The 21,377-nt window shown below is 72.3% G+C and carries 20 protein-coding genes; 9 read left to right on the top strand and 11 right to left on the bottom strand.

Features of this window, described 5'->3' with window-relative positions; all coding sequences use genetic code 11:
• Positions 1-33 precede the first annotated feature (33 nt).
• Complete coding sequence (locus AB4Y83_RS04460; protein WP_442275260.1) at positions 34-870, bottom strand: sigma-70 family RNA polymerase sigma factor; 837 nt, start codon at positions 868-870, stop codon at positions 34-36.
• Between the two features lie 260 nt (positions 871-1,130).
• Between AB4Y83_RS04460 and AB4Y83_RS04455 the strand changes: the two genes are divergently transcribed.
• Positions 1,131-2,003 carry an SDR family oxidoreductase gene (locus AB4Y83_RS04455; protein ID WP_442296196.1) on the top strand — a complete coding sequence of 291 codons (873 nt, stop codon included), beginning with the start codon at positions 1,131-1,133 and terminating at the stop codon, positions 2,001-2,003.
• Positions 2,004-2,017: 14 nt separating this feature from the next.
• Here the strand turns inward: AB4Y83_RS04455 and AB4Y83_RS04450 are convergent, their stop codons facing one another.
• Positions 2,018-2,389 (bottom strand): hypothetical protein, encoded by a 372-nt coding sequence (locus AB4Y83_RS04450; RefSeq protein ID WP_442275258.1) that lies wholly within the window; start codon positions 2,387-2,389, stop codon positions 2,018-2,020.
• Between the two features lie 60 nt (positions 2,390-2,449).
• Positions 2,450-3,631 carry a zinc-dependent alcohol dehydrogenase gene (locus tag AB4Y83_RS04445; protein WP_442296126.1) on the bottom strand — a complete coding sequence of 394 codons (1,182 nt, stop codon included), beginning with the start codon at positions 3,629-3,631 and terminating at the stop codon, positions 2,450-2,452.
• 80 nt (positions 3,632-3,711) lie between these two features.
• Here AB4Y83_RS04445 and AB4Y83_RS04440 point away from each other — a divergent pair, with 80 nt between their 5' ends.
• Entirely contained in the window at positions 3,712-4,665 is a 954-nt protein-coding gene (locus AB4Y83_RS04440; protein ID WP_442296125.1) for an SDR family NAD(P)-dependent oxidoreductase, read from the top strand.
• A 175-nt stretch (positions 4,666-4,840) separates the two neighbouring features.
• Here the strand turns inward: AB4Y83_RS04440 and AB4Y83_RS04435 are convergent, their stop codons facing one another.
• The 5 genes from AB4Y83_RS04435 to lysX form a co-directional block, all read right to left on the bottom strand.
• The gene (locus AB4Y83_RS04435) at positions 4,841-6,523 is read right to left on the bottom strand and encodes an alpha-amylase family protein (protein WP_442296124.1); all 1,683 of its coding nucleotides are present in this window, start codon (positions 6,521-6,523) and stop codon (positions 4,841-4,843) included.
• Entirely contained in the window at positions 6,520-7,533 is a 1,014-nt protein-coding gene (locus AB4Y83_RS04430; RefSeq protein ID WP_442296123.1) for a TIGR03885 family FMN-dependent LLM class oxidoreductase, read from the bottom strand. Before AB4Y83_RS04430 ends, AB4Y83_RS04435 begins: the two co-directional genes overlap by 4 nt.
• Positions 7,534-7,676: 143 nt before the next feature.
• Complete coding sequence (locus tag AB4Y83_RS04425) at positions 7,677-8,576, bottom strand: SGNH/GDSL hydrolase family protein (protein WP_442296122.1); 900 nt, start codon at positions 8,574-8,576, stop codon at positions 7,677-7,679.
• Positions 8,577-8,649: 73 nt separating this feature from the next.
• Entirely contained in the window at positions 8,650-9,765 is a 1,116-nt protein-coding gene (locus AB4Y83_RS04420; RefSeq protein ID WP_442296121.1) for an alpha/beta hydrolase, read from the bottom strand.
• Positions 9,756-13,130, bottom strand: a complete 3,375-nt coding sequence (lysX, locus tag AB4Y83_RS04415) for a bifunctional lysylphosphatidylglycerol synthetase/lysine--tRNA ligase LysX (protein WP_442275251.1) — start codon at positions 13,128-13,130, stop codon at positions 9,756-9,758. Before lysX ends, AB4Y83_RS04420 begins: the two co-directional genes overlap by 10 nt.
• A 246-nt stretch (positions 13,131-13,376) precedes the next feature.
• Between lysX and AB4Y83_RS04410 the strand changes: the two genes are divergently transcribed.
• From AB4Y83_RS04410 to AB4Y83_RS04400, 3 genes are read left to right on the top strand one after another with little or no spacing between them, the layout of a single operon-like run.
• A complete protein-coding gene (locus AB4Y83_RS04410; protein WP_442296120.1) occupies positions 13,377-14,900 on the top strand; it encodes an FMN-binding glutamate synthase family protein in 1,524 nt (507 codons plus the stop codon).
• The gene (locus tag AB4Y83_RS04405) at positions 14,897-16,618 is read left to right on the top strand and encodes a thiamine pyrophosphate-dependent enzyme (RefSeq protein WP_442296119.1); all 1,722 of its coding nucleotides are present in this window, start codon (positions 14,897-14,899) and stop codon (positions 16,616-16,618) included. The genes AB4Y83_RS04410 and AB4Y83_RS04405 overlap by 4 nt, the downstream gene beginning before the upstream one ends.
• A 2-nt stretch (positions 16,619-16,620) precedes the next feature.
• Positions 16,621-17,478, top strand: a complete 858-nt coding sequence (locus AB4Y83_RS04400; RefSeq protein ID WP_442296118.1) for a class II glutamine amidotransferase — start codon at positions 16,621-16,623, stop codon at positions 17,476-17,478.
• Positions 17,479-17,481: 3 nt separating this feature from the next.
• Here the strand turns inward: AB4Y83_RS04400 and AB4Y83_RS04395 are convergent, their stop codons facing one another.
• Together AB4Y83_RS04395 and AB4Y83_RS04390 are read right to left on the bottom strand one after the other, a co-directional pair.
• Positions 17,482-17,658: a hypothetical protein gene (locus tag AB4Y83_RS04395; RefSeq protein WP_442296117.1), complete on the bottom strand. Its 177-nt coding sequence runs from the start codon at positions 17,656-17,658 to the stop codon at positions 17,482-17,484.
• Positions 17,628-18,041, bottom strand: coding sequence for a TetR/AcrR family transcriptional regulator (locus tag AB4Y83_RS04390; RefSeq protein WP_442296116.1), 414 nt, complete (start codon positions 18,039-18,041; stop codon positions 17,628-17,630). Before AB4Y83_RS04390 ends, AB4Y83_RS04395 begins: the two co-directional genes overlap by 31 nt.
• Positions 18,042-18,138: 97 nt before the next feature.
• Here AB4Y83_RS04390 and AB4Y83_RS04385 point away from each other — a divergent pair, with 97 nt between their 5' ends.
• Positions 18,139-18,693, top strand: a complete 555-nt coding sequence (locus AB4Y83_RS04385; protein ID WP_442275247.1) for an NADPH-dependent FMN reductase — start codon at positions 18,139-18,141, stop codon at positions 18,691-18,693.
• 152 nt (positions 18,694-18,845) lie between these two features.
• On the opposite strand, the gene AB4Y83_RS04380 is transcribed toward AB4Y83_RS04385, so the two are convergent.
• Entirely contained in the window at positions 18,846-19,358 is a 513-nt protein-coding gene (locus AB4Y83_RS04380; RefSeq protein WP_442296115.1) for a MarR family winged helix-turn-helix transcriptional regulator, read from the bottom strand.
• Positions 19,359-19,432: 74 nt separating this feature from the next.
• On the opposite strand from AB4Y83_RS04380, the gene AB4Y83_RS04375 reads away from it, so the two are divergent.
• From AB4Y83_RS04375 to AB4Y83_RS04365, 3 genes are all read left to right on the top strand, one after another.
• A complete protein-coding gene (locus AB4Y83_RS04375; RefSeq protein ID WP_442275245.1) occupies positions 19,433-19,618 on the top strand; it encodes a hypothetical protein in 186 nt (61 codons plus the stop codon).
• A 133-nt stretch (positions 19,619-19,751) separates the two neighbouring features.
• A complete protein-coding gene (locus tag AB4Y83_RS04370; RefSeq protein ID WP_442275244.1) occupies positions 19,752-20,078 on the top strand; it encodes a hypothetical protein in 327 nt (108 codons plus the stop codon).
• 42 nt (positions 20,079-20,120) lie between these two features.
• Entirely contained in the window at positions 20,121-21,365 is a 1,245-nt protein-coding gene (locus AB4Y83_RS04365) for a D-arabinono-1,4-lactone oxidase (protein WP_442296114.1), read from the top strand.
• The last annotated feature ends 12 nt before the right edge of the window (positions 21,366-21,377 follow it).

The raw sequence follows: 21,377 nt of genomic DNA, 5'->3' as shown, positions 1-21,377 counted from the left end.
CCTGCGCTGCCTCCGCCGACTCCGCCGGGTCGCTCAGGAGGCGGTGCCCATCTCGGCGGCGGCCTCGGTGGGCGGGGTGTGTGTGTCCTGCTCGGCAAGGTGGTCATGGAGCCGGACGGTGATGCGCCGCAGGGTCCGAGACACCTGCATCTGGCTCACCCCGCGTGCCTCGCCGATCTCGCGCTGGGTCATGCCCTCGACGTAGCGCATGAGCAGCAGCTCACGCTCGTCGTCGTCGAGCTCGGTCAGCGCGTCGGCGAGGCACACCCGGTCATCCGCTCCGGCGAGGTCGTCGTCGTCCGCGGCGAGGAAGGCCTCGAGGCCGGGGCGCTCCTCGTCCGACGGGCTGCAGTCCAGCGACAGCGGACGGAAGCCGGTGGCTGCCGTGGCCACCTCACGGACCTCCTCGACGGTCGCGCCGACTGCCTGGGCCAGCTCGGCGTCCGTGGGTGTGGCGCCGAGCTCCTGCTCGAGACGCCCCCGGACGGACTGCAGGTTGGCGCGGAGCTCCTGGAGGCGTCGCGGCGGCCGCACGACCCAGCCGCGGTCACGGAACCATCGCTTGAGCTCGCCCGAGATCGTGGGCACGGCGTACGCGGCGAACGAGGGGGCGTGGCCGGGTTCGTAGCGACGGACAGCCTTGACGAGGGCCAGGCGCGCGACCTGGACGAGGTCGTCGTGCTCGACGCCACGCCCGTCGTAACGTCCGGCCATGGAGGCGCAGAGATCGAGGTAGAGGTGGACGATCTCCTCGACGATCGGCTCGGAGTCCTCCGGTGTGCGAGCGGCGGCAAGGCGGCGGAAGAGCTCGGACGTCTCGGCGTCACGCTCGGCGAACGACAGTCGGGGATGCAGAGGGTGCTGCGACATGACTCATCTCCGGATTCCGGTGACGGAGTCGGCGCTGTGATTGGACCGCTCAGACGAATCGACAGTGCCACGCAGGAGCCCCTTCGCGCAACGGTCGCTGCCAACAAACGTCAGGTCCGCGTCCGGTCGGATGCCACAGCCGCTCGTGACGCCGGACGTCCGAGACCGCGTCGCCGGACCCGGCCGTGGGTAGGAGGAAGGCGTAGCGAACCCGAATGGAAGGACCGACCGTGTCCGAGATCGCCGACCGCGCCGAGAGCATGGTGCGCCACGACGACCAGGGCGGCTTTCCCGCCCAGCAGCAGGAACCACCCGGGCTGACGAGCGAGATGCATCCGGTTCCGGACCACGGGGAGGAGACCTACGTCGGGCACGGCCGGCTCGAGGGCAAGCGGGCGCTCATCACCGGTGGGGACTCCGGCATCGGACGAGCCGTCGCGATCGCGTTCGCCCGCGAAGGCGCCGACGTCGCGATCAGCTACCTGCCCGCCGAGCAGTCCGACGCCGAGGACACCCTCGGCTGGATCGAGAAAGCCGGTCGCGCGGGCGTCCTCGTGCCCGGAGACCTCGTCGAGCGCCAAGCCTGCATGCGCGTCGTCGCGGACGCCGTGCGCGGTCTCGGCGGACTCGACATCCTCGTCAACAACGCCGGCTACCACTGGGACCGTGGGCCGGAGGGGCTCGAGGGCCTCCAGCCGGAGCACGTGGAGCGCATCATGCGCACCAATCTCCACGCGGTGCTCTGGCTCTGCCAGGCGGCGCTGCCGCACCTGCAGCCGGGCTCATCGATCATCAACACGACCTCGATCCAGGCCTACGACCCGTCACCGGCGTTGCTCGACTATGCGGCCACCAAGGCTGCCCTCAACAACCTCACCGTCAACCTGGCAGCCTCACTGGGCCCCAGGGGAATCCGTGTGAACGCAGTCGCGCCGGGTCCGATCTGGACGCCATTGCAGCCGGCGACCCGTGACAGCCGGAAGATCGAGACGTTCGGTGCCGACACCCCGCTGGGACGGGCCGGCCAGCCGGGGGAGGTCGCTCCGGCATACGTCTTCCTGGCGTCCCCGACGGAGGCCAGCTACGTGTCGGGCACCGTGCTCGGCGTCACCGGCGGTGGCGCGGTCTTCTGAGCCCCGCGGGGGTGTCAGCCTTCGCGCTCCCAGGGAGCGTCCTCGCCCATCTTCGCGTAGTACTTCGCGAGGTGGCTACGGACGCGGTCGCGGTCCTTCTCGGGCAGGTCGACCCCGCCGCGTGAGCCCTGCATGACGGCGGCGGCCGCCATGACGGCCCGGGGGACGGCCCTGAGACGCCCGTCGACCACGTCGGCGATGAGGAGCTTGTAGGCCGTGAAGTTCGTCTTGCTGTCYGCGTCGTACCAGACGTGCGCGTCGCGGTACTTCTCGTTGGGCCCCTCCTCCGCGCCTGCCCACGCCCGCACCCGCTTCTCGGCAGCGTCGCCGTCCCACTCGCGGTCGCGGTCAGCGAGGGGAAGGTCCTGGAAGCTCGTCACGCTCATGAAGGCATCTCCTTGTCGGGTGGTTGTCTGGACTGTGGTTGGACCGGTGAGCCGTGTCGCTCAGGGACGGAGGACGACCTTGAGGCATTCGTCCTGCTTCTCCTGGAAGACGCGGTAGAGGTCCGGCGCGTCCTCCAGGCTGCCGTGGTGGGTGGCGAGACTCTCGAGCTCCAGGACATCGTCGTCCGTGCGGACGATGTCGAGGAGCTCGTCGCTCCAGCGGCGCACGTGGCACTGGCCCATCCGAACCGTCAGGCCCTTGTCGAAGAGCTCCATCATCGGCATCGGGTCGGCCATGCCCCCGTAGACGCCGCTGATGGACAGGGTGCCGCCCCGGCGCACGGCTGCGACCGCGGTGTGCAGGGCCGCGAGCCGGTCGATCCCGAACGTCTCGACCACCCCTCGAGCGATGGGCTTGGGCAGACGGCTGGCGCCGGCGATGACCTTCTCCGAGAACGGGTTCCCGTGGGCTTCCATGCCGACCGCATCGATGACGGCATCCGGTCCTCGGCCTTCGGTCAGGTCCTTGAGCGCCTGCGCCACGTCGGTGTCGGACGCATCGATGACCTCGGCCCCGCTGACCCGGGCCCGCTCGATCCGGTCGGGCACGAGGTCGACGCCGATGACCCGGCCGACGCCGGGGTGCAGCGCCGAGCGGACGGCGAGCTGACCCACCGGACCGAGCCCCAGCACGGCCAGGGTGTCGCTGCCGTTGACGTCGGCGTACTCCACGGCCTGCCACGCCGTGGGCAGGATGTCGGAGAGGTAGAGGAATCTCTCGTCGGGCATGTCGTCGGGGACGACGATGGGCCCGAAGTCGGCGTGCGGCACCAGGACCCTCTCCGCCTGACCGCCGGGCACCGAACCGTAGAGGCTCGTGTAGCCGAAGAGGCTGGCGCCCTTGCCGGAGTCGGTGTTCTGCGTCGTCTCGCACTGCGCGAACAGGCCGCGCTGGCACATCCAGCAGCGACCGCAGGAGATGTTGAACGGCACGACGACACGATCRCCGACGGCGAGCGTCGCGACACCTGGACCGACCTCCTCGACGATCCCCATGAACTCGTGCCCGAGCACGTCCCCGGGCTTCAGGTACGGCGCCAGCACCCGGTAGAGGTGCAGGTCCGAGCCGCAGATGGCGGTCGAGCTGACGCGCACGACGGCGTCGGTGGTGTGAGCGATGACGGGGTCGGGTACGTCGGTCACACGAACGTCCTCGATGCCGTGCCAGGTCAGAGCCTTCATGTGGCGGACCTACCCATGGTGAGCACAGAGAAACCTGCCGGCGGATGGGGTCACGGTGTGTACGACGCCAGGAGGCGAGCATGAGTTCGACCGAAGAGCCTGTCCGGGACCAGCCGGTGGCCCTCGTCCTGGGGGCCTCCCGCGGGCTGGGCTTCCTCGTCGCGAGGGAGCTGCTGACGCGAGGTCACCGGGTCGTCGTGGCGGCCCGTGACCAGGCGGAGGTCGCGGCTGCCGCCCAGGCCCTGGCCGCGCACGGTCCGGTCACGGCGGAGCACTGCGACGTGCGCGACCGGCACGACGTGGGCGACCTGGTCGGCCGGGTGGAGCACTCGGTCGGACCCATCGAGGTGCTCGTGACGGTGGCAGGCGTCATCCAGACCGCACCGGTCGAGTCGTTGGTCCTGCACGAGTTCGAGGACGCCATGGACACGATGGCCTGGGGGCCGATCCATGCGGCGATGACGGTGCTGCCGCACATGCGTCGGCGCGGCCACGGCCGGATCGGGACGGTGACCTCGATCGGCGGCATGGTCTCACCCCCGCACCTGCTGCCGTACGCGACGGCGAAGTTCGCCGCGGTCGGCTTCTCGGACGGTCTCGCCGCCGCGCTGAGCGGGACCGGCGTCACGGCGACGACGATCGTCCCGGGCCTGATGCGGACGGGCGGTCACGTGCACGCGCGGTTCGGGGGAGACCCTGAGGCCGAGTACGCGTGGTTCGCCCCTGCGGCCTCGCTGCCGCTGCTCTCGATCGACGCCGAGCGTGCAGCTCGGCGCATCGTGGACGCGGTGCTGTCGGGTCGGCCGATGGTCGTGCTGACGCCGTTGGCCTGGGTCGGCATCCGCGTGCGAGGCCTCGCGCCGGCGACGACGACGCGCGTGATGGGGCTCATGGGCCGGCTCCTTCCGAGCGCGCCCGCACGCGGCGGGGCGCACACCGTCGACGGCGCCGAGGCACGGCGGCGGCTCGGGTCGCCCCTCGTCGACCGGCTCGCGACGCTCGGCGACCGAGCGGCCAGACGCAACAAGGGCTGAGCGACGACCCGTCGGCCGTGAGCCGCAAGGGTGGCCGGGCGTCCGACGACGACGACGGGACGAAGGACCGGCTGATGAAGCGCGCCCGCGAGGTGGGCATCGGGGGCCGGTCGGGCATGAACGCGTCGCAGCTCACCCCCGCCCTGCGCCACCACAGAGGCACTCACGCGGATCGTCAGAGGAGCGGGTCGTCGCCCTCGCCAACCACGAGCAGCCAGCGGTAGCCGTACGGCTCGATGTCGACCTCGACAGGCCCCGACGGCGGCACGGTGACGTCGGGACGGTCCCCGAGGACGTCGACGAGCCGGGCGCCGGCGGGCAGATCGGGCACGGTGAAGGGCACGATGGCGCCGTCCTCGCCGAAGTTGTGCAGCGCGACCATCGCCCAGTCACCGGAGCGGCTGACGTGCGCGAGGACTGCCGGCACCGGGTGGTCGAGCACCTCGACGGTCGCCCACCCGCTCTCGGGGAGCTGGCGGTAGCGGCGCGCCAGACGGCGGACGAACCACCACAGCGACTCCGGGTCGCGGCGCTGCTCGGAGACGTTGACGTGCTGCGGTCCCCAGACCCCGGCGGGCATCGGGCGGGTCAGGCGCTTCGGGGTGGCGGAGGAGAAGCCGCCGCTGGGTGTGGGTGTCCACTGCATCGGGGTCCGCACCGCGAGCCGGCCCGGGACGTCGAGGTTCTCACCCATCCCGATCTCCTCGCCGTAGAAGAGCACGGGCGTGCCGGGCAGGGAGAACATGAGGGAGTATGCGAGCCGCACCCTTCTCTGGTCACCGCTCACCATGGGCGGGAGGCGGCGTCTCAGACCCCGGTCGTACAGCTGCATCTCCGGATCAGGTCCGAAGGCGTCGAAGACCTCGCGTCGCTCCCGCGTGGTCAGCTTGTCGAGGGTGAGCTCGTCGTGGTTGCGCACGAAGCTGGCCCACTGGCTCGTCACGTCGAGCGGCGGGCGCTCGCGCAGGGCCTCGGCCAGCGGTCCGGCGTCTCCGCGGGCGAGGGAGAGGTAGAAGCGCTGCATGCCGATGAAGTCGAACTGCATGTTGAGACCGTCGCCGTCGTCACCGCCGAAGAAGCTCCGCTGCTCGGGGTAGGGCAGGTTGACCTCACCGAGGAGCACCGCGTCCCCGACGCGACGGGTGACGAACGACCGGACGTCGCCGAGGTAGCGGTCGGGGTTGAACGCGTCCGCGTCGTCGACGCCCGGCACCCCGTCGCGGGCGAAGAGGAACGGCACGGCGTCCACCCGGAAGCCCGACACGCCGAGCTCGAGCCAGAAGCCAAGCGTCCGGGAGATCTCCTCCTGGACAGCAGGATTCGCGACGTTGAGGTCCGGCTGGTGCTTGTAGAAGTGGTGGAGGTAGTAGTCGCCCGTCTTCTCGTCGCGCTCCCAGATGCTGTCCTCCTGGTCGGGGAAGACGACGTCCTTGGCGCTCGACCGGGGCTTCGTGCGGCTCCACACGTAGTAGTCGCGGTACGGGTCCTCACGGCTGCGCCGGGCGGACTTGAACCACGGATGCTGGTCGGAGGTGTGGTTCATGACGAAGTCGATGATGACCCTGATCCCGTGGGCACGGGCGGTGCGCATCAGCTCGACGAAGTCACCCAGTGTGCCGAGGCGTGGGTCGACGCCGAAGAAGTCGGTGATGTCGTAGCCGTCGTCCTTGCGGGCCGTCGGGTAGAAGGGCATCAGCCAGAGGCACGTCACGCCGAGGTCGGTGAGGTACTCGATGCGGTCGGTCATCCCGCGCAGGTCGCCCACCCCGTCGCCGTCGGAGTCCTGGAACGTCTCGATGTCGGCGCAGTAGAGGACGGCGTTCTTCCACCACACGTCTCCCGTGTCGCTCATCCTCATCGGTCCTCCTCCCGTGCACCCTGAGGTGAGGCGCCTTGCGCCGCTGGGCTGGTCACCGAAAGCTGGGGCAGCACGGAGGTGCCGAACGCCTCGATGAAGGGTGCCTGGTGCTGGCCGACGAAGTGCACGTAGAGCTCGTCCCAGCCCATGTCGGCGTAGTCCTGGAGCCACTGCGCGTGGCGGTCGAGGTCCGCCGAGACGAGCACCGCCTCGCGGACCTGGTCCGGCGAGACCGTCTCGCCGATGAGGTCGAAGGCCTCGACCGTCTCGGTGTCCCACGCGACGGGCGGCCCGATCACGTTGCTGCGCCACTGGTCGTGGGCGACGTGCAGGGCCTCGTCCTCCGTGGGAGCCCAGCTCACGTGCACCTGCAGGCGGGCGGGACCGCGTCCACCGGCGTCGCGGTAGGCCGCCAGGACCGTGCGCAGCGTCTCGGGTGGTTGGTTCACCGTGATGAGGCCGTCGGCCCACCCGGCGTGACGTGCGGCCGTCTCTGCGGTCACCGCCGGCCCGACGAGGTCGGGCACGGGATCCGCGAGGGTCCAGAGCCGCGCCCGGTTGACCGACACGAGCCCGTCGTGGCTCACCTCCTCTCCGGCGAGAAGGCGACGGATGACGTCGACGCACTCGACGAGGCGGGCGTCACGGACCTCCTTTCGGGGCCACATGTCACCGGTCACCCGCTCGTTCGAGGCTTCGCCCGACCCGAGCGCGGCCCAGAAGCGTCCGGGGAACATCTGTCCGAGCGTCGCGATGGCCTGCGCGGTGACGGCGGGGTGGTAGCGCTGCCCCGGCGCGGTGACGACGCCGAACGGGAGGGTCGTGGTCGCCAGGGCCGCACCCAGCCAGCTCCACGCGTACCCGGACTCGCCCTGCCGGCTGCTCCACGGCGAGATGTGGTCGGACGACATGGCCGCCGTGAAGCCGGCGTCCTGCGCCGCGCGGACGTCCCGGAGCAGCTGGGCGGGGTCGATCTGCTCGTGCGAGCAGTGGAAGCCGATGACGGTCATGCCTCCCCACGCAACCGCACCTGAGGGTGCGCCGTCAACGCCCAGCGGTCCGGAGTGCCTGCGGCTGTTGGGATCTCGACTGAATGGGTATGAGGCAAGACCTCGTCCGTCCAGCCCACACTCCAGCCCACTCCGGTCGACCCTCAGGACGCCCCGCGCCAGGCCGCGACCGCCCCCGCCGTGGCGAGCTCGTCCACGACGGCGGTCGAGAGGAGGGTGTGGCCACTCGAGTTCGGGTGGTCACCGTCGTCGAGGAGGTCACCCGTCGGGTCCCGGGTGCCCGACGTGCCCTTGAGCGGGCTGTACGCGTCCACGTAGACCGCGCCCGTCGTCGCGGCCACCTGGTGGACCGTGTCGTTGACCAGGCGGGTGAGCTCGTCGCTGCCGAGGACGAAGTCCTCGCCGAGAGCCCGGCCGACCGAGCCGTCGACCGTGACGTTCCAGTAGCCGAGCAGGGCGATCCGCAGGTCGGGACGGTGGTCGACGCGGTGGATCGCCGTGATGATCCGGGTCAGGCCGTCACGCAGGCCGGCGATCGTGGCGGACCAGCAGCCCGACCCGGCGGCCGGGAAGCAGCCCTGGTCGTCGACCCGGTCGAGATCGAAGTCGTTGGCCCCCACCTCGACGAGGACGAGGTCGGCGTTCGCGAGGTGGCCACGGGTGGACGAGGAGCCGAGGTCGTCCTCGACGTCCGACGTGGTCCAGCCGCCGTTCGCGTCGTTGTGCACCACCCAGCCCCGGTGGGTCAGCGCGCCGAGCCGCTGACCGACCTGCTCGACGTAGCCGGTGCAGCCGCACGTCTCGGCCGACGGCACGGAGTCCCCGAGACCCACGAGCGTCAGCGGTCCGGACGGCGTCGTCTCGGAAGCGGACGGCGTCGCGGGAGCCGGGCCCACCGTCGTGGCAGCCGCTTTCGGTGCCGCGCCGGGGTCTCCCAGGAGGGTCGGCGGTCCGAGTCCGGGCACGACACCGCTCAGCCCCAGGGCGGCGAGGACGGCCAGGCCGAGCAGCGCCGCGAGGAGGTGGCGAGGTCGCGGGCGCACCCCGCGCCCCCGGGGCCGGCCGCGGCTCGAGGGGCCGTCAGGGGCCCGGCCCGGCGGCATACGTCGTCCGGTCTCAGGCACGGAAGCCCGGCAGGGTCTGGRCCAGCCACGCGAGGGCGGCCGGGACGTAGGGGGTGAACACCGAGTCCCGGTGGCCACCGTGTGCGAGGACGGTGCCCGTCACGTCGAGCGGGCTCCGGGCGACGCTGAGGAACTTCGACGTCGTGGGGTAGGACAACGGGTCCTCGCGGGAGGTGAGCACCCACATCGCCACCGGCGGCGGCGCGGTGTGCGCCATGGTCACCAGGTCGTAGCCGCGCTGGGTCGCGGTCGTCAGGGGGTCGTAGGCCGCACTGAAGTCCGGACGGAAGTAGCCGAGGAGCACGACGGCGGCGCCGAAGACGTCGGGGTGGCGCATCGACAGCGACGCTGCGCACCAGGCACCGTAGGAGTAGCCGAGCGTGGCCCACGACGTCCGCGCCAGCGTGACCCGGAAGTGGTGCGCGGTCCACGCGGGGATGTCGTGGGCGAGCCACGTGTCCGTCTGCGGCTGTCCGACCCCGCCGTTGACGCACTCGGTGTCGAGGCTCGCCGGGGTGTCGATGCGCGGGACGACGACGATCGAGGGGGCCAGCCGGTGCTCGGCGGTCAGGGCGTCGACGGAGCTGAGGAAGTCGAGCTTGAGGAAGCCCTTCGGCCCGCTCGGGAAGCCGTGCAGGCCGAGGATGACGGGATAGGTGCGCGAGGACCTCGGGTCGTAGCCGACGGGCAGGTGGACGTAGACCTGGCCCTCGGCGTTCGACCGCGTGTCGACGACCGTGTACGTCTGCAGCCGCGAGCCCGGCTGGGGGAGGGGTGGCAGCACGGCCGGTGTCGTGACGCCGCGGAGACCGGGACCGGCCACGGCGGCCGTGACGACCTCGGGGCTCGTCCCGCCGTGGTGCACCTGGACGGACGTCGAGCGGGAGCCGAAGAGGTCACCCCAGCTGGAGTAGAAGAGGTACTGGTCGTTGAGGGCGGCGCCTGCGAGGGCGAGGACGAGGACGTTGAGCAGCACGACCTGCACGCCTCGGACGACGGCGCGCGAGATGCCGGAGCCCCACCGGGGCAGGCCGGCGACGACCAGTCCGAAGACGACGAGCGCGAGCACGGAGAGCAGGACGATGGGGCCGGGATCGGTCAGCTCCATGCGGGGCTCGTCTCTCGGTCGGCCCGACGCGCGCCCATCGGACGCACGAACGGGAACGTCAGCACCGAGCGGATCGAGCTGTGGGTCAGGAGCATGACGAGCCGGTCGACACCGATCCCGAGACCTCCGCTGGGTGGCATCCCCAGCTCGAGGGCGTGGAGGAAGTCCTCGTCGACCTCCATCGCCTCGGGGTCGCCTGCGGCGGCCTTGAGCGACTGCTCGGTGAGCCGCGCCCGCTGGTCGACGGGGTCGGTCAGCTCGCTGTATGCCGTGCCGACCTCCATCCCGGCCACGACGAGGTCCCAGCGCTCGACGAGCCCGGCCTCCGTCCGGTGCGGCCGGGTCAGGGGCGAGGTCTCGACGGGGAAGTCGATGTAGAAGGTGGGCAGCATCGTGACCGGCTCGACGAGCTCGGCGTAGAGCTCCTCGATGACGGCCCCGGCGCCCATCTCGGGGCGCACCGTGATGCCGTGGACCTCGGCCAGGCCGAGCAGCACGTCGATGTCGGTGTCGACGGTGACCCGCTGTCCGACCGCGTCGGAGACCGCGTCGAGGACCTTCACCACCGGCCACTCCCCGCTGATGTCGACGAGGTCGACCCCCTGCATGCCGTCGCCGTCGAGCGCGTCGAGCCCGTCGAGCGCGTCGCGGCGCGGACCCGGCACGGGCAGCGGGATGACCTCCCGGCCGTGGACGGTGCGTGCCGCGGCGCGGACGAGCCGCTCGGTGAGGTGGCGCATCGTCGTGTAGTCGGCGTGCGGCTGGTAGACCTCGAGCGAGGTGAACTCCGGGTTGTGCGTGGCGTCCGCCCCCTCGTTGCGGAAGTTGCGACCGAGCTCGAAGACGGGACCGAGCCCGGCGACGAGGAGCCGTTTGAGGTGCAGCTCGGGCGCGATGCGCAGCGACAGGTCGACGCCGTAAGCGTTGATGAACGTCCGGAAGGGGCGCGCGCTCGCACCGCCGTGGGTCGTGTGCAGCATCGGGGTCTCCACCTCCAGGAAGCCAGCGTCGCCCAGCGTCCTCCGGATCGACCCGACGACGGCCGAACGGCGCCGCAGCAGCTCGACGTCGCGCGGGTGGACGAGCAGGTCGGTCGAGCGCCGGCGCGCCCGGGTTGCCGGGTCGTCGAAGGCGCGGAACGGGACGGGGTGCAGGCACTTGGCCTCCATCCGCCAGTCGTCGGCGAGCAGGCTCGGGGTGCCGGTCCGGGACCGGCCGGTCGTGCCGTCGACGCGGACGAGGTCGCCGACGTCGACGAACGAGGTGAACCGGTCGAGGCATTCCCGGCCGAGGCGGGCCGCGTCGAAGAGCACCTGCAGGCGCGACTCGCCGTCGACGAGGGTCGCGAAGGCGACGCCGCCGTGGTCGCGCACCTCCCGCACCCGTCCCACGACGGACAGCGTTCGGGGGGCCTGCCACGCGTCCGGGCCGAGGGTGGCGATCGGGATCGTCGTCACCGAGGCCGCGCCGACCGGGTAGGCGTCGACCCCGGCCGCGCGCATCCGGTCCAGGGCGGCGGCGCGGTGGCGGAACTGGTCGGACCGGCGCGGGCCGAGGCCCTCGACGTCGACGGGCGGCGCGCTGATCTCGGCCACCTGGGCGAGGTGCTCGGCGTCGAGCTCGGTACGGCCGGTGCGGACGTTGCGGATCGACGGGTGTCGCACGAAGCCCTCGGCCGCCCCGGCGGCGAGCGCGACCTGTGGGAGGGACACGGCGTCGTCGTAGCAGAGGAAGCGCGGCTGCCACGCCGGCTCGTACTTCTCGTTGGCCCGGTAGAGGCGCTCGAGCTGCCAGACGCGGTCGAAGAGGCCGAGGACCGACGCGCCCACCCGCGTCAGCGACCGGGACCCCAGCCGCTCGGCGTCCTCGAACACCGAGCGGAACATGCAGAAGTTGAGCGAGACCCGTGCCAGGCCGAGCCGGTGGGCGTGGGCGAGCAGCTCGCTCACCATGAGCTCCGTGACGCCGTTGGGGGCGTCGGGGGAGCGCCGCATGACGTCGAGCGAGACGCCTGAGCGGCCCCACGGCACGAGGGAGAGCACCCCGACGAGCGACCCGTCGGCGGCGTGGGCGGTCACGTGGAGGACGTCCCCGTCGGCGGCGTCGCCGCCGCGCCCGAGGGCCATCGAGAAGCCGCGGTCGGTCTCGCCCCCGCGCCACGCCTCGGCGCGGTCGGTGATCTCGGCGACCTCGTCGGCCCGCAGCTCGCGCTGGCGACGCACGCGGACCTCGAGTCCGGCTCGGGCCGCCCGCGCCACGGCGTGCCGGACCGGCGAGAGCGAGGCCCTCCGGAGGTCGAAGCGCGCGGGGTCGAGGATCGCCTCGTCCCCGAGGAGCAGCACGCGCATGCCCCCGGTGGCGGCGTATGCCCGGGCGCCGCGCTCGCTCGCGCCGACGACGGCCGGCACCCAGCCGAACTCGCGTGCCTCGGCCCGCCAGGCCTCGATGGCCGGTTGCCAGCTGTCCGGATGCCCGACCGGGTCGGCGCTCGCCAGGGAGACCCCGGCGACGACGCGGTAGGTGACGGCGGCCCGACCGTCGGGGGAGAAGACCGAGGCCTTGTCACGACGGGTCGCGAAGTAGCCGAGGGAGTCCTCGGACCCGTCGCGGGCGAGGAGGCCGCGCAGGGCCACCTCGCGGTCCGGCGACCAGCGGCTGCGCGGGCGGGCCGAGGCGAGGAAGAGGGTGACGGCCGCGAGGATCGTCAGGCCGGCGCAGACCGCCACGACGTCGACGACCCAGGGTGGGACGAGCGCGAGGGTGCGGCGGCTCACACCCCCGAAGACGGCGAGCACGGTGTCGAGGAGGGGGTCGACCTGGGAGCGGGGAGCGCCGACGGCGCCGAGGAGCAGCCAGGCCACCCCCAGCGTCACGACGGAACCGACGGCGAGCGCAGCGAACGCAAGGCCCCACGAGCCACGCTGGAGCCGGCCGGTGAAGTCGTGCCGGATCCGCCAGAGCCACCACAGGGCCAGGGCTGCGACGAGGGTCGAGACGATGTCGAGTCCGCGCCCGAGCTCGCCGCGACTCACCCACATCTCGGTCCGGGGGAGCCGTGCGGCCGGCACGAGCGCCACGAACCCGACGTAGATGCCGAGGACCTGGAAGACGGCGACGAACCACAGCCCGATCCGCTTGCGGCCCAGCAGTGCCCGAGTGGCCAGGGCGAGGACGACCACCGACACGAAGGTCGGGGCCACCGGCACGTTGAGGAGGCCGAAGATGCCCTCGGCGAGGAACGGGTGCGGTCGGCGTCGGGCCAGCAGGGTCAGCAGCAGAGCGACGAGGGTGGCGAGCGCGTAGAGGCCGGTGAGCAGTCGCGCGGGACGGTGCGAGGCCGGCGCCCGCAAGGTTCGGGTGCCCATGTCGCAGACGATCCACCTGCGCGCTGGACGGTCGCTGGGCGTTGCCTGCGAACGCCCCCACAGGCCGCGCCCAGCCCGCATCCAGTCTCGTACGGGCCCAACCGGTTCAGGAACCTCTCAGGTATGCGGTTCACCGTCGCGGGTAGGTCTCGGGTGGACGCGAACGTCGGAGTGCTCGTCCCGAACGGGCACCCGGGGCGGACGAGCACGGGTCGCGCAGGCGGCACGTCGGGCGAGGAGGCAGTCGTGGGTCGAAGCAGGTGGGTGGTCGGTGGAGCCGGGGCGGGTGCGGTCGGACTCGCGGCCTGGGACCTCCTCCAGCGCAAGCACACGATCCTGCGGCGCTATCCCGTCGTCGGGCACCTGCGCTACCTCCTCGAGGACATCCGGCCCGAGCTGCAGCAGTACTTCATCGAGCGGGACTGGGACGGCCGCCCGTTCGACCGCGACACCAGGTCGGTCGTCTACGAGCGGGCCAAGGGCATCCACGGCGAGCGCCCGTTCGGGACCGAGCTCGACGTCAACGAGGTCGGCTACGAGTACCTCGTGCACTCTGCTGCTCCGGCTGACCCGCCCGACACTCCGGCCCGCGTCCTCGTCGGCGGTCCTGACTGCACCAAGCCCTACTCCATGGCGCTGCTCAACGTGTCGGCGATGAGCTTCGGTGCCCTGTCCGCCAACGCGATCCGCGCGCTCAACCAGGGCGCGGCGCTCGGTGGGTTCGCGCACGACACCGGTGAGGGTGGCCTGTCGCCCTATCACCTCGAGAACGGGGGCGACATCGTCTGGGAGATCGGCACCGGCTACTTCGGTGCGCGCACCAAGGACGGCGACTTCGACCCGGCAACCTTCTCCGACAAGGCATCCGGCGACTCGGTCAAGTGCGTCTCCCTCAAGCTGAGCCAAGGCGCCAAGCCCGGCATCGGCGGGGTGCTGCCGGGGGCCAAGGTGACGAAGGAGATCGCCGACATCCGCCAGGTGCCGCAGGGGGAGAAGTGCGTCAGCCCGTCGAGCCACCGCGTCTTCCGCACGCCGGTGGAGCTCATCGAGTTCATCGGCCGCATGCGTGAGCTGGCCGGCGGCAAGCCCGCCGGCTTCAAGCTCTGCGTCGGCTCCCGGGTCGACGTCCTCGCCATCTGCAAGGCCATGCTCGAGGTCGGAACGACGCCCGACTTCATCGTCGTCGACGGCTCCGAGGGTGGCACGGGTGCTGCGCCGCTCGAGTTCGAGGACCACGTCGGGATGCCGCTCACCCACGGCCTCATGACCGTGCACAACGCGCTCGTCGGCGTCGGCCTGCGTGACCGCGTGCGCATCGGCGCGAGTGGCAAGGTCGCGGCCGGCAACGACATCGTCAAGCGCATCATCCAGGGGGCGGACTACACCAACTCGGCCCGCGCCATGATGATGGCCGCCGGCTGCATCCAGGCCCAGCGCTGCCACACCGACAAGTGCCCGAGCGGCGTCGCCACCCAGAACCCGCGCCGCGCGCGAGCGCTCGACGTCGGCGACAAGAGCGAGCGCGTCCACCGCTACCAGCAGGCCACGGTCGACGAGGCGATGCGGATCATGGCGGCCATGGGTGTCACGGACCCCTCGCGCCTGACGCCGCACCACCTGCGGCTCAACGTGTCGGCGACCCGCAACCAGTCCTACGCCGAGCTCTACGACTGGCTCGCGCCGGGGCAGCTGCTGGCCGAGCCCCCGCGGGACTGGGCCCATGACTGGGCCGCAGCGAGCGCCGACCACTTCGGCGGGAGCCCGTCATGACCACCGTCGCCGAGCACATCATCACCTCACTGGCGGACGCCGGGGTGACGCAGGTCTGGGGGGTCGTCGGCGACGCCCTCAACCCGCTGACCGACGCCATCCGCACGGAGGACCGCATCGAGTGGGTCGGGGTGCGCCACGAGGAGGTGGCGGCCTTCGCCGTCAGCGCCCAGGCGCAGCTGACCGGCACGCTCGGGGTGTGCATGGGCACGGTGGGACCGGGGTCGATCCACCTGCTCAACGGGCTCTACGACGCGAAGAAGTCGCACGCGCCGGTCCTCGCCATCTGCGGCCAGGTGCCGAGCCCCGAGATCGGGACCGACTTCTTCCAGGAGGTCGACAACAACGCCCTCTTCGCCGACGTCTCGGTGTGGTCCCAGACCCTGACCTCGGCGGGACAGCTGCCCTACCTGCTCGAGCAGGCCGTCAACGCGGCACAGTCGATGCGCGGCGTCGCCGTGCTGACGCTGCCGGGCGACGTCGGCGACCTCGCACTCGACAAGGGCGTGCGTCCCGCGACGTTCGCACCGACCGCGGTGCCGGCGCCCGCACCGGTCGCGCAGGTCGAGGCCGCCGTCGCCGCCCTCGCCGGTGACGCTCCCGTGACGCTCCTCGTCGGGTGCGGTGCGCGCGGGGCCCGCTCGCAGGTGCTCGAGCTGGCCGACGTCCTCGCCGCCCCGATGGTGCTGACGCTCAAGGCGAAGGAGGGACTCGAGCACGACAACCCCTTCGAGGTCGGCCAGTCCGGCCTCATCGGCAACCCCGCCGCCGCCCAGGCCATGGACGACTGCGACGTGCTCGTCCTCGTCGGCACCGACTTCCCCTACCGCGACTGGTACCCGACCGGCAAGACCGTGATCCAGCTCGACGCGCGCGGGGAGCACGTCGGCCGGCGCACCCCCGTGCAGCACGCCCTCGTCGGCGACGCCGCGTCGACGCTGGACCTGCTCGTGCCGCGGCTCCGCCGACGCGAGGACCGCGGGCACCTCGAGAGGGCGCGCACGGCATACGCGACGTGGCACGGGCGTCAGCGCTCGTTGCTCGACCCGGACCACGACCGCACGCTCCTCGGGCGGGCCCGAGCCGTCCTCGACAACCCCGACGAGCGCATCCGGCCGGAGGCGGTGGCGGCTGCCGTCGACCGGCTGGCGCCCGACACGACGATCTTCACGAGCGACACCGGCATGTCCACCGCGTGGCTCGCCCGGTTCGTGACCATGCGTGGCACGCGTCGGCTCGTCGGCTCCTACAACCTCGGCTCGATGGCCAACGCGATGCCGATGGCGCTCGGGGCGCAGGCGCTCGACCGCACGCGTCCGGTCGTGGCCTTCGCCGGCGACGGTGGACTGATGATGCTGCTCGGCGACCTGCGCACCGCGGTGACCTATCGGCTGCCCGTCGTCGTCGTGGTCTTCGACAACGGTCGGCTCGGCATGGTCAAGCTCGAGCAGGAGCAGGGTGGGCTGCCGGAGTTCGGGACCGAGCTCGACAACCCCGACCTCGCTGCGGTCGCTGCGGCCATGGGTCTGACGAGCCGCCGGGTCACCGAGGCCGACCAGCTCGACGACGCCGTGACGTGGGCCCTCGCCACCGACGGCCCGGTGCTGCTCGACGTCGTGACCAACCCCGACGAGGTCGCGATCCCGCCCAAGCCCAAGCTCGCCCAGGGCTGGGGCTTCACCATCGCCAAGTCCAAGGAGGCCGTGGAGAGCAGGTAGCCGTGTGTCGTCTCTTCGGGATGAGTGCCGGTCGCGCGCGGGTGTCCGCGACGTTCTGGCTCCTCGACGCACCGGACAGCCTGAGTCGCCAGTCGCACCGCAACCCCGACGGCACGGGCCTCGGCACCTTCGACGAGGCCGGCCGCCCGGTCGTGGAGAAGCAGGCGCTGGCGGCCTGGGACGACGCGGACTTCGCGAGCGAGGCGAAGGAACGGCGCAGTGCGACCTTCGTGGCGCACGTCCGCCACTCGTCCGGCACCGAGCCGCGCCCCGAGAACACCCACCCCTTCGAGCTCGACGGCCGGCTCTTCGCGCACAACGGTGTGGTCCAGGGGCTGCCCCGTCTCGAGGAGCACCTCGGCGCGGCGATGGCGACGGTGCGCGGCGACACCGACTCCGAGCGCCTCTTCGCGCTCGTGTCCGCCGAGACCGCCGCTGCCGGCGGGGACGTGGCCGTGGGGATGGAGCGTGCCCTCGGCTGGGTGGCCCGGCACCTGCCCGTGTATGCCGTCAACGTCGTCCTGACGACGCCCACCGAGCTGTGGGCGTGCCGCTACCCCGACACCCACGCCCTGTGGCTGCTCGACCGTCGGCAGCCCGGCGAGGTCCTCGACCACCGCAGTGACACCGGCACGCACGTCGTCAGCGACGAGCTGGCCGACGCACCGTGCGTCGTCGTCGCGAGCGAGCGCCTCGACGACGACCCCGCGTGGCGGATGCTCGACCCCGGCGTCCTCGTCCGGGTCGGCCCGGACCTGTCGGTGACCGAGCGGGCCGTCGTCGACCCGGAGCCGCGGCACCGCCTGCAGCCGGCCGACCTCGGCGCGGCCGCGGCCTCGCAGCGACCGACCGGGAGGTGAGGCTCAGCCGGCCTCGACGACGCGACGCACGAGATCGGTCCAGGTGGCGAGGATGCGCTCGCGGGTCACGCCGGCCTCGAGCTGGGGCAGGACGAAGGTCACGTCGAGCGGGGCGAGGAGGGACAGGGCCAGGACCGGCAGGTCCCCGGTCACGTCGAGCTCGGCGAGCAGGTGGCGCACGTGGGCCACGAGGAAGGCGACCGCACCATGAGGTCGCCGCTGACGAGGGTGCGCTCGAGCCGGGACTCGCCGAAGGCGAGGAGCCGGTCGAGCGCGGGCGCGCCGGGTCCGAGGGGTGGTGGACCGGAGATGACCCGGCCCTGCCACCGTGCCTCGCCGTGGTCGAGGAGGGCCGACATGAGGCCGGCGCGGCTGCCGAAGCGACGGAACACCGTGCCCTTGCCGACACCGGCCTCGGCGGCGACGGCATCCATCGTCACCGCGTCGACCCCGTCGCGGTCGACGAGCCGGTGCGCGGCGTCGAGGAGGAGCTCGCGGTTGCGCGCCGCGTCACGCCGCTCGGGGCGGCGGTGCAGGTCGAAGAGCGGTGGCTCGGTGGACACGGTCGTGATCCTAGGTCGGACGACGGAGCGTGCAGGGCGACCGCGATGACCGGTCGCCCTCGGGAATACAAGCGGACCGCGGTCCGTTTGTTCTCCCATGACCACTGCTGCCCCTACCCGCACGCGCGTCGCCGTCCTCGTCGGAAGCCTGCGCACCGAGTCCGTCAACCGTCGCATCGCCGAGTCGCTGCGCGACCAGGCGCCCGAGGGTGTCGAGATCGACATCATCGACGGCCTCGGCGCCCTGCCGTTCTACAACGAGGACATCGACGGCGACGACGTGCCTGCCACGGCTGCCCAGCTGCGCGAGAGCGTCGCGGGCGCCGACCGCGTGCTCGCCGTGACGCCGGAGTACAACGGCACCATGCCTGCCGTGCTCAACAACGCCATCGACTGGCTGTCCCGCCCCTACGGTCAGGGCGCCATCACCGGCAAGCCCTTCGCCGTCGTCGGCGCGACCCCGACCCCCTACGGCGGCAAGTGGGCCCACGACGACACCCGTCGGTCGGCAGGCATCGCCGGTGCCGTCGTGCTCGACGACGTCATCGTGTCGCAGACGACCATCGACACCGACGTGCTCGGCGACCCCGAGGTCTTCGGGCGACTGCAGGATGCGCTCAGCGCCCTCGTCGACCACCGACCCGCGGCCTGACCCGCCTGCCCCACGTCCGACCTCCCGGCTCGCGACGAGCCGACGACCCGCTGGGCCCGGACCGATGTCCGGGCCCCAGCGGCATACCCGGGCCCAGCGGCGTACCCGGGCCCAGCGGCGTACCCGGGCCGTCGCGCCCCGTCGGGTCGCGCTCAGTCGGTCACCGTCGTGGCGGCGATGACCCGGGTCAGTGAGGCGTGCAGCGCCTGGAGGTCCTCGACCCGCACCCCGAGCCGCTCGACGATCTGCGGCGGCACGTCGAGCGCCTGCTCGCGCAGCCGCCGGCCGCGCGGCGTCAGGGTGATGGCGAGGGCACGCTCGTCGTCGGGGTGCCGGTCGCGCGTCACGAGACCTGCGGCCTCGAGCCGCTTGAGCAGGGGCGAGAGCGTGGCCGGCTCGAGGCTGAGGAGCCGGCCGATCTCACGGACGGTGAGGGGTGACCGCTCCCAGRGGGCGAGCATGACGAGGTACTGCGGGTGGGTGAGCCCGAGGGGCTCGAGCACCGGGCGGTAGAGCCCGATGACGTTGCGGGCCGCCACGGCGAGGGCGAAGCAGACCTGCTGGTCGAGCTTGAGCAGGTCGTCGGGGGAGACGGTGGAGCCGGCGGTCTCTCCGAAGCGGGTGGTCGGTCGCGGCGTGGTGCGGGCGGTGGCGCTGCGGGTCATCGAGGCCTCGTCGTCGTGGTGGCTGGATCTGTGTACACTAACAGTTAGTGCACTAACTAACTGGAGGCAGCATCGTGTCGAGATCGACGCCCCGTGACGGACTCTCGATCGGGTACCGCATCGGCTACCGCCTGCGCCTGGTCGCCCTGACCGTCTTCGGCCCGGCGCAGCTGGGCGAGGGCAATGACCCGACGGCCCGGCTCGCGCGCGAGCGCGCGGCGAAGGTCGCCGCGGCCCGGGCCGCCCGCGACGCACACTGACCCCGGCGATCCGAGCAGCTCCGGGCCGCTGCGGGCTGCGCGACCCGCGCGGCATCCGTTCGCGCACAACGGGCCTCACGCGGAGCCGACGGGAGTACCGTCGGGAGTGACGCATCGGACCCTGGAGGTGCCCATGGGTGATCGTGTAGGACTCATCGTCATGCTGGCCGTCGTCGTGATCCTCGTGATCGGCCTCGTCATCGTGGGGCCCCGTCGAGCCGGACGCGACTCCAGCGAGTCGCTCAACAAGCATCGCGACGACACCGAGCAGGCGCGTCGCGACCACCCGGAGGGAGCCGAGCGCTCCCACCTCGTCGGCAACCCGCCCGTCGACACCATCACCGCCGACGGCTGGGGCGTGGCCCGTCCGGGCGAGGGTGCCGAGCCCGAGGAGCTGCCCGAGGACGTCCACCCCGAGCTCCACGAGGACCGCAGCCACCGCCGGCGTCACCAGACCTGACACTGCTGACCTCGCCTCGGCCGCCGCGGGCAGACTGGGGCCATGGCGGAGACGAACTGGGCCGGCAGTCACACCTACCGGTCCCCGATCGAGGGGGTGCGCTCGGTCGAGCACCTGCAAGAGCTCGTCGCGGCGGCCCCGCGCGTGCGCGCCCTCGGGTCGCGGCACAGCTTCACCGACCTGACCGACATCACGGACGCTGACCACGGCGTGCTCGTCTCGCTCCTCGACCTGCCGACCGCCGTGGTCGTCGACCCGACGACCCGCACGGCCCGCGTGACGGGGCACGCGGCATACGGCCAGGTGGCGACCCGGCTGCACGCGGCGGGGTGGGCCCTCGGCAACCTCGCGTCGCTCCCTCACATCTCCGTCGCGGGTGCCGTCGCCACCGGCACGCACGGCTCGGGCGCCGGAAACGGCTCTCTCGCAACGGCCGTCGCCTCCCTCGACCTCGTCGGTCCCGACGGTGAGCTGCGCACCGTCAGCCGTGGGGACGCCGACTTCGAGGGCAGCGTCGTCGCCCTCGGTGCGCTCGGGATCGTCACCTCCGCCGCCCTCGACGTCGAGCCCACCTACGACGTGCGACAGGACGTCTTCACCGGCCTGTCGTGGGACGCGCTCACCTCCGGGCTCGACGCGGTCACGAGCAGCGCCTACAGCGTCAGCCTCTTCACCCGGTGGGGCGAGGCGGGCATCGACCAGGTCTGGCTCAAGAGCCGCGGCGAGCAGGCGCCCTGCGAGCCGTTCGGCGCGGTGCCGGCGACCACGACGATGCACATGCTCGACGGTGCCGACCCGGAGTCGGTGACGGCCCAGGGCGGCGTGCCGGGCCCGTGGCTCGACCGGCTGCCGCACTTCCGGATGGGCTTCACCCCGAGCCGCGGCGAGGAGCTCCAGAGCGAGTACCTCCTGCCCCGCGAGCACGCCCTCACCGCGATCGAGCGCCTCCGCGGCCTCCGGAACCTCATGGCGCCGGTGCTCCAGGTCTCGGAGCTGCGCACCGTCGCCGCCGACGGCCTCTGGCTCAGCGGCTCGCACGGGCACGACGTCGTGGCCGTGCACTTCACGTGGGTCCGCGACGTCGAGCGCGTGTATGCCGTCCTGCCGGCGGTCGAGGCAGCCCTCCTGCCGCTCGGGGCGCGGCCGCACTGGGGCAAGTGCTTCGTCGCGGGCGTCGACGAGCTCGAGCCGCTCTACCCGCGGATGGCCGACTTCCGGTCGCTGCGGGCGAGGGTCGACCCGGAACGCGTCTTCGGCAACGCCTTCCTCGACCGCGTCATCGGCTGAGGCACGACCGGT

It is taken from the genome of Terrabacter sp. RAF57 (assembly GCF_052113925.1).
In the GTDB taxonomy this organism is placed as follows: Bacteria; Actinomycetota; Actinomycetes; order Actinomycetales; family Dermatophilaceae; genus Terrabacter.
Note: the sequence above shows the minus strand (reverse complement) of the source record. Positions and strands in the feature narration are given on the sequence as shown.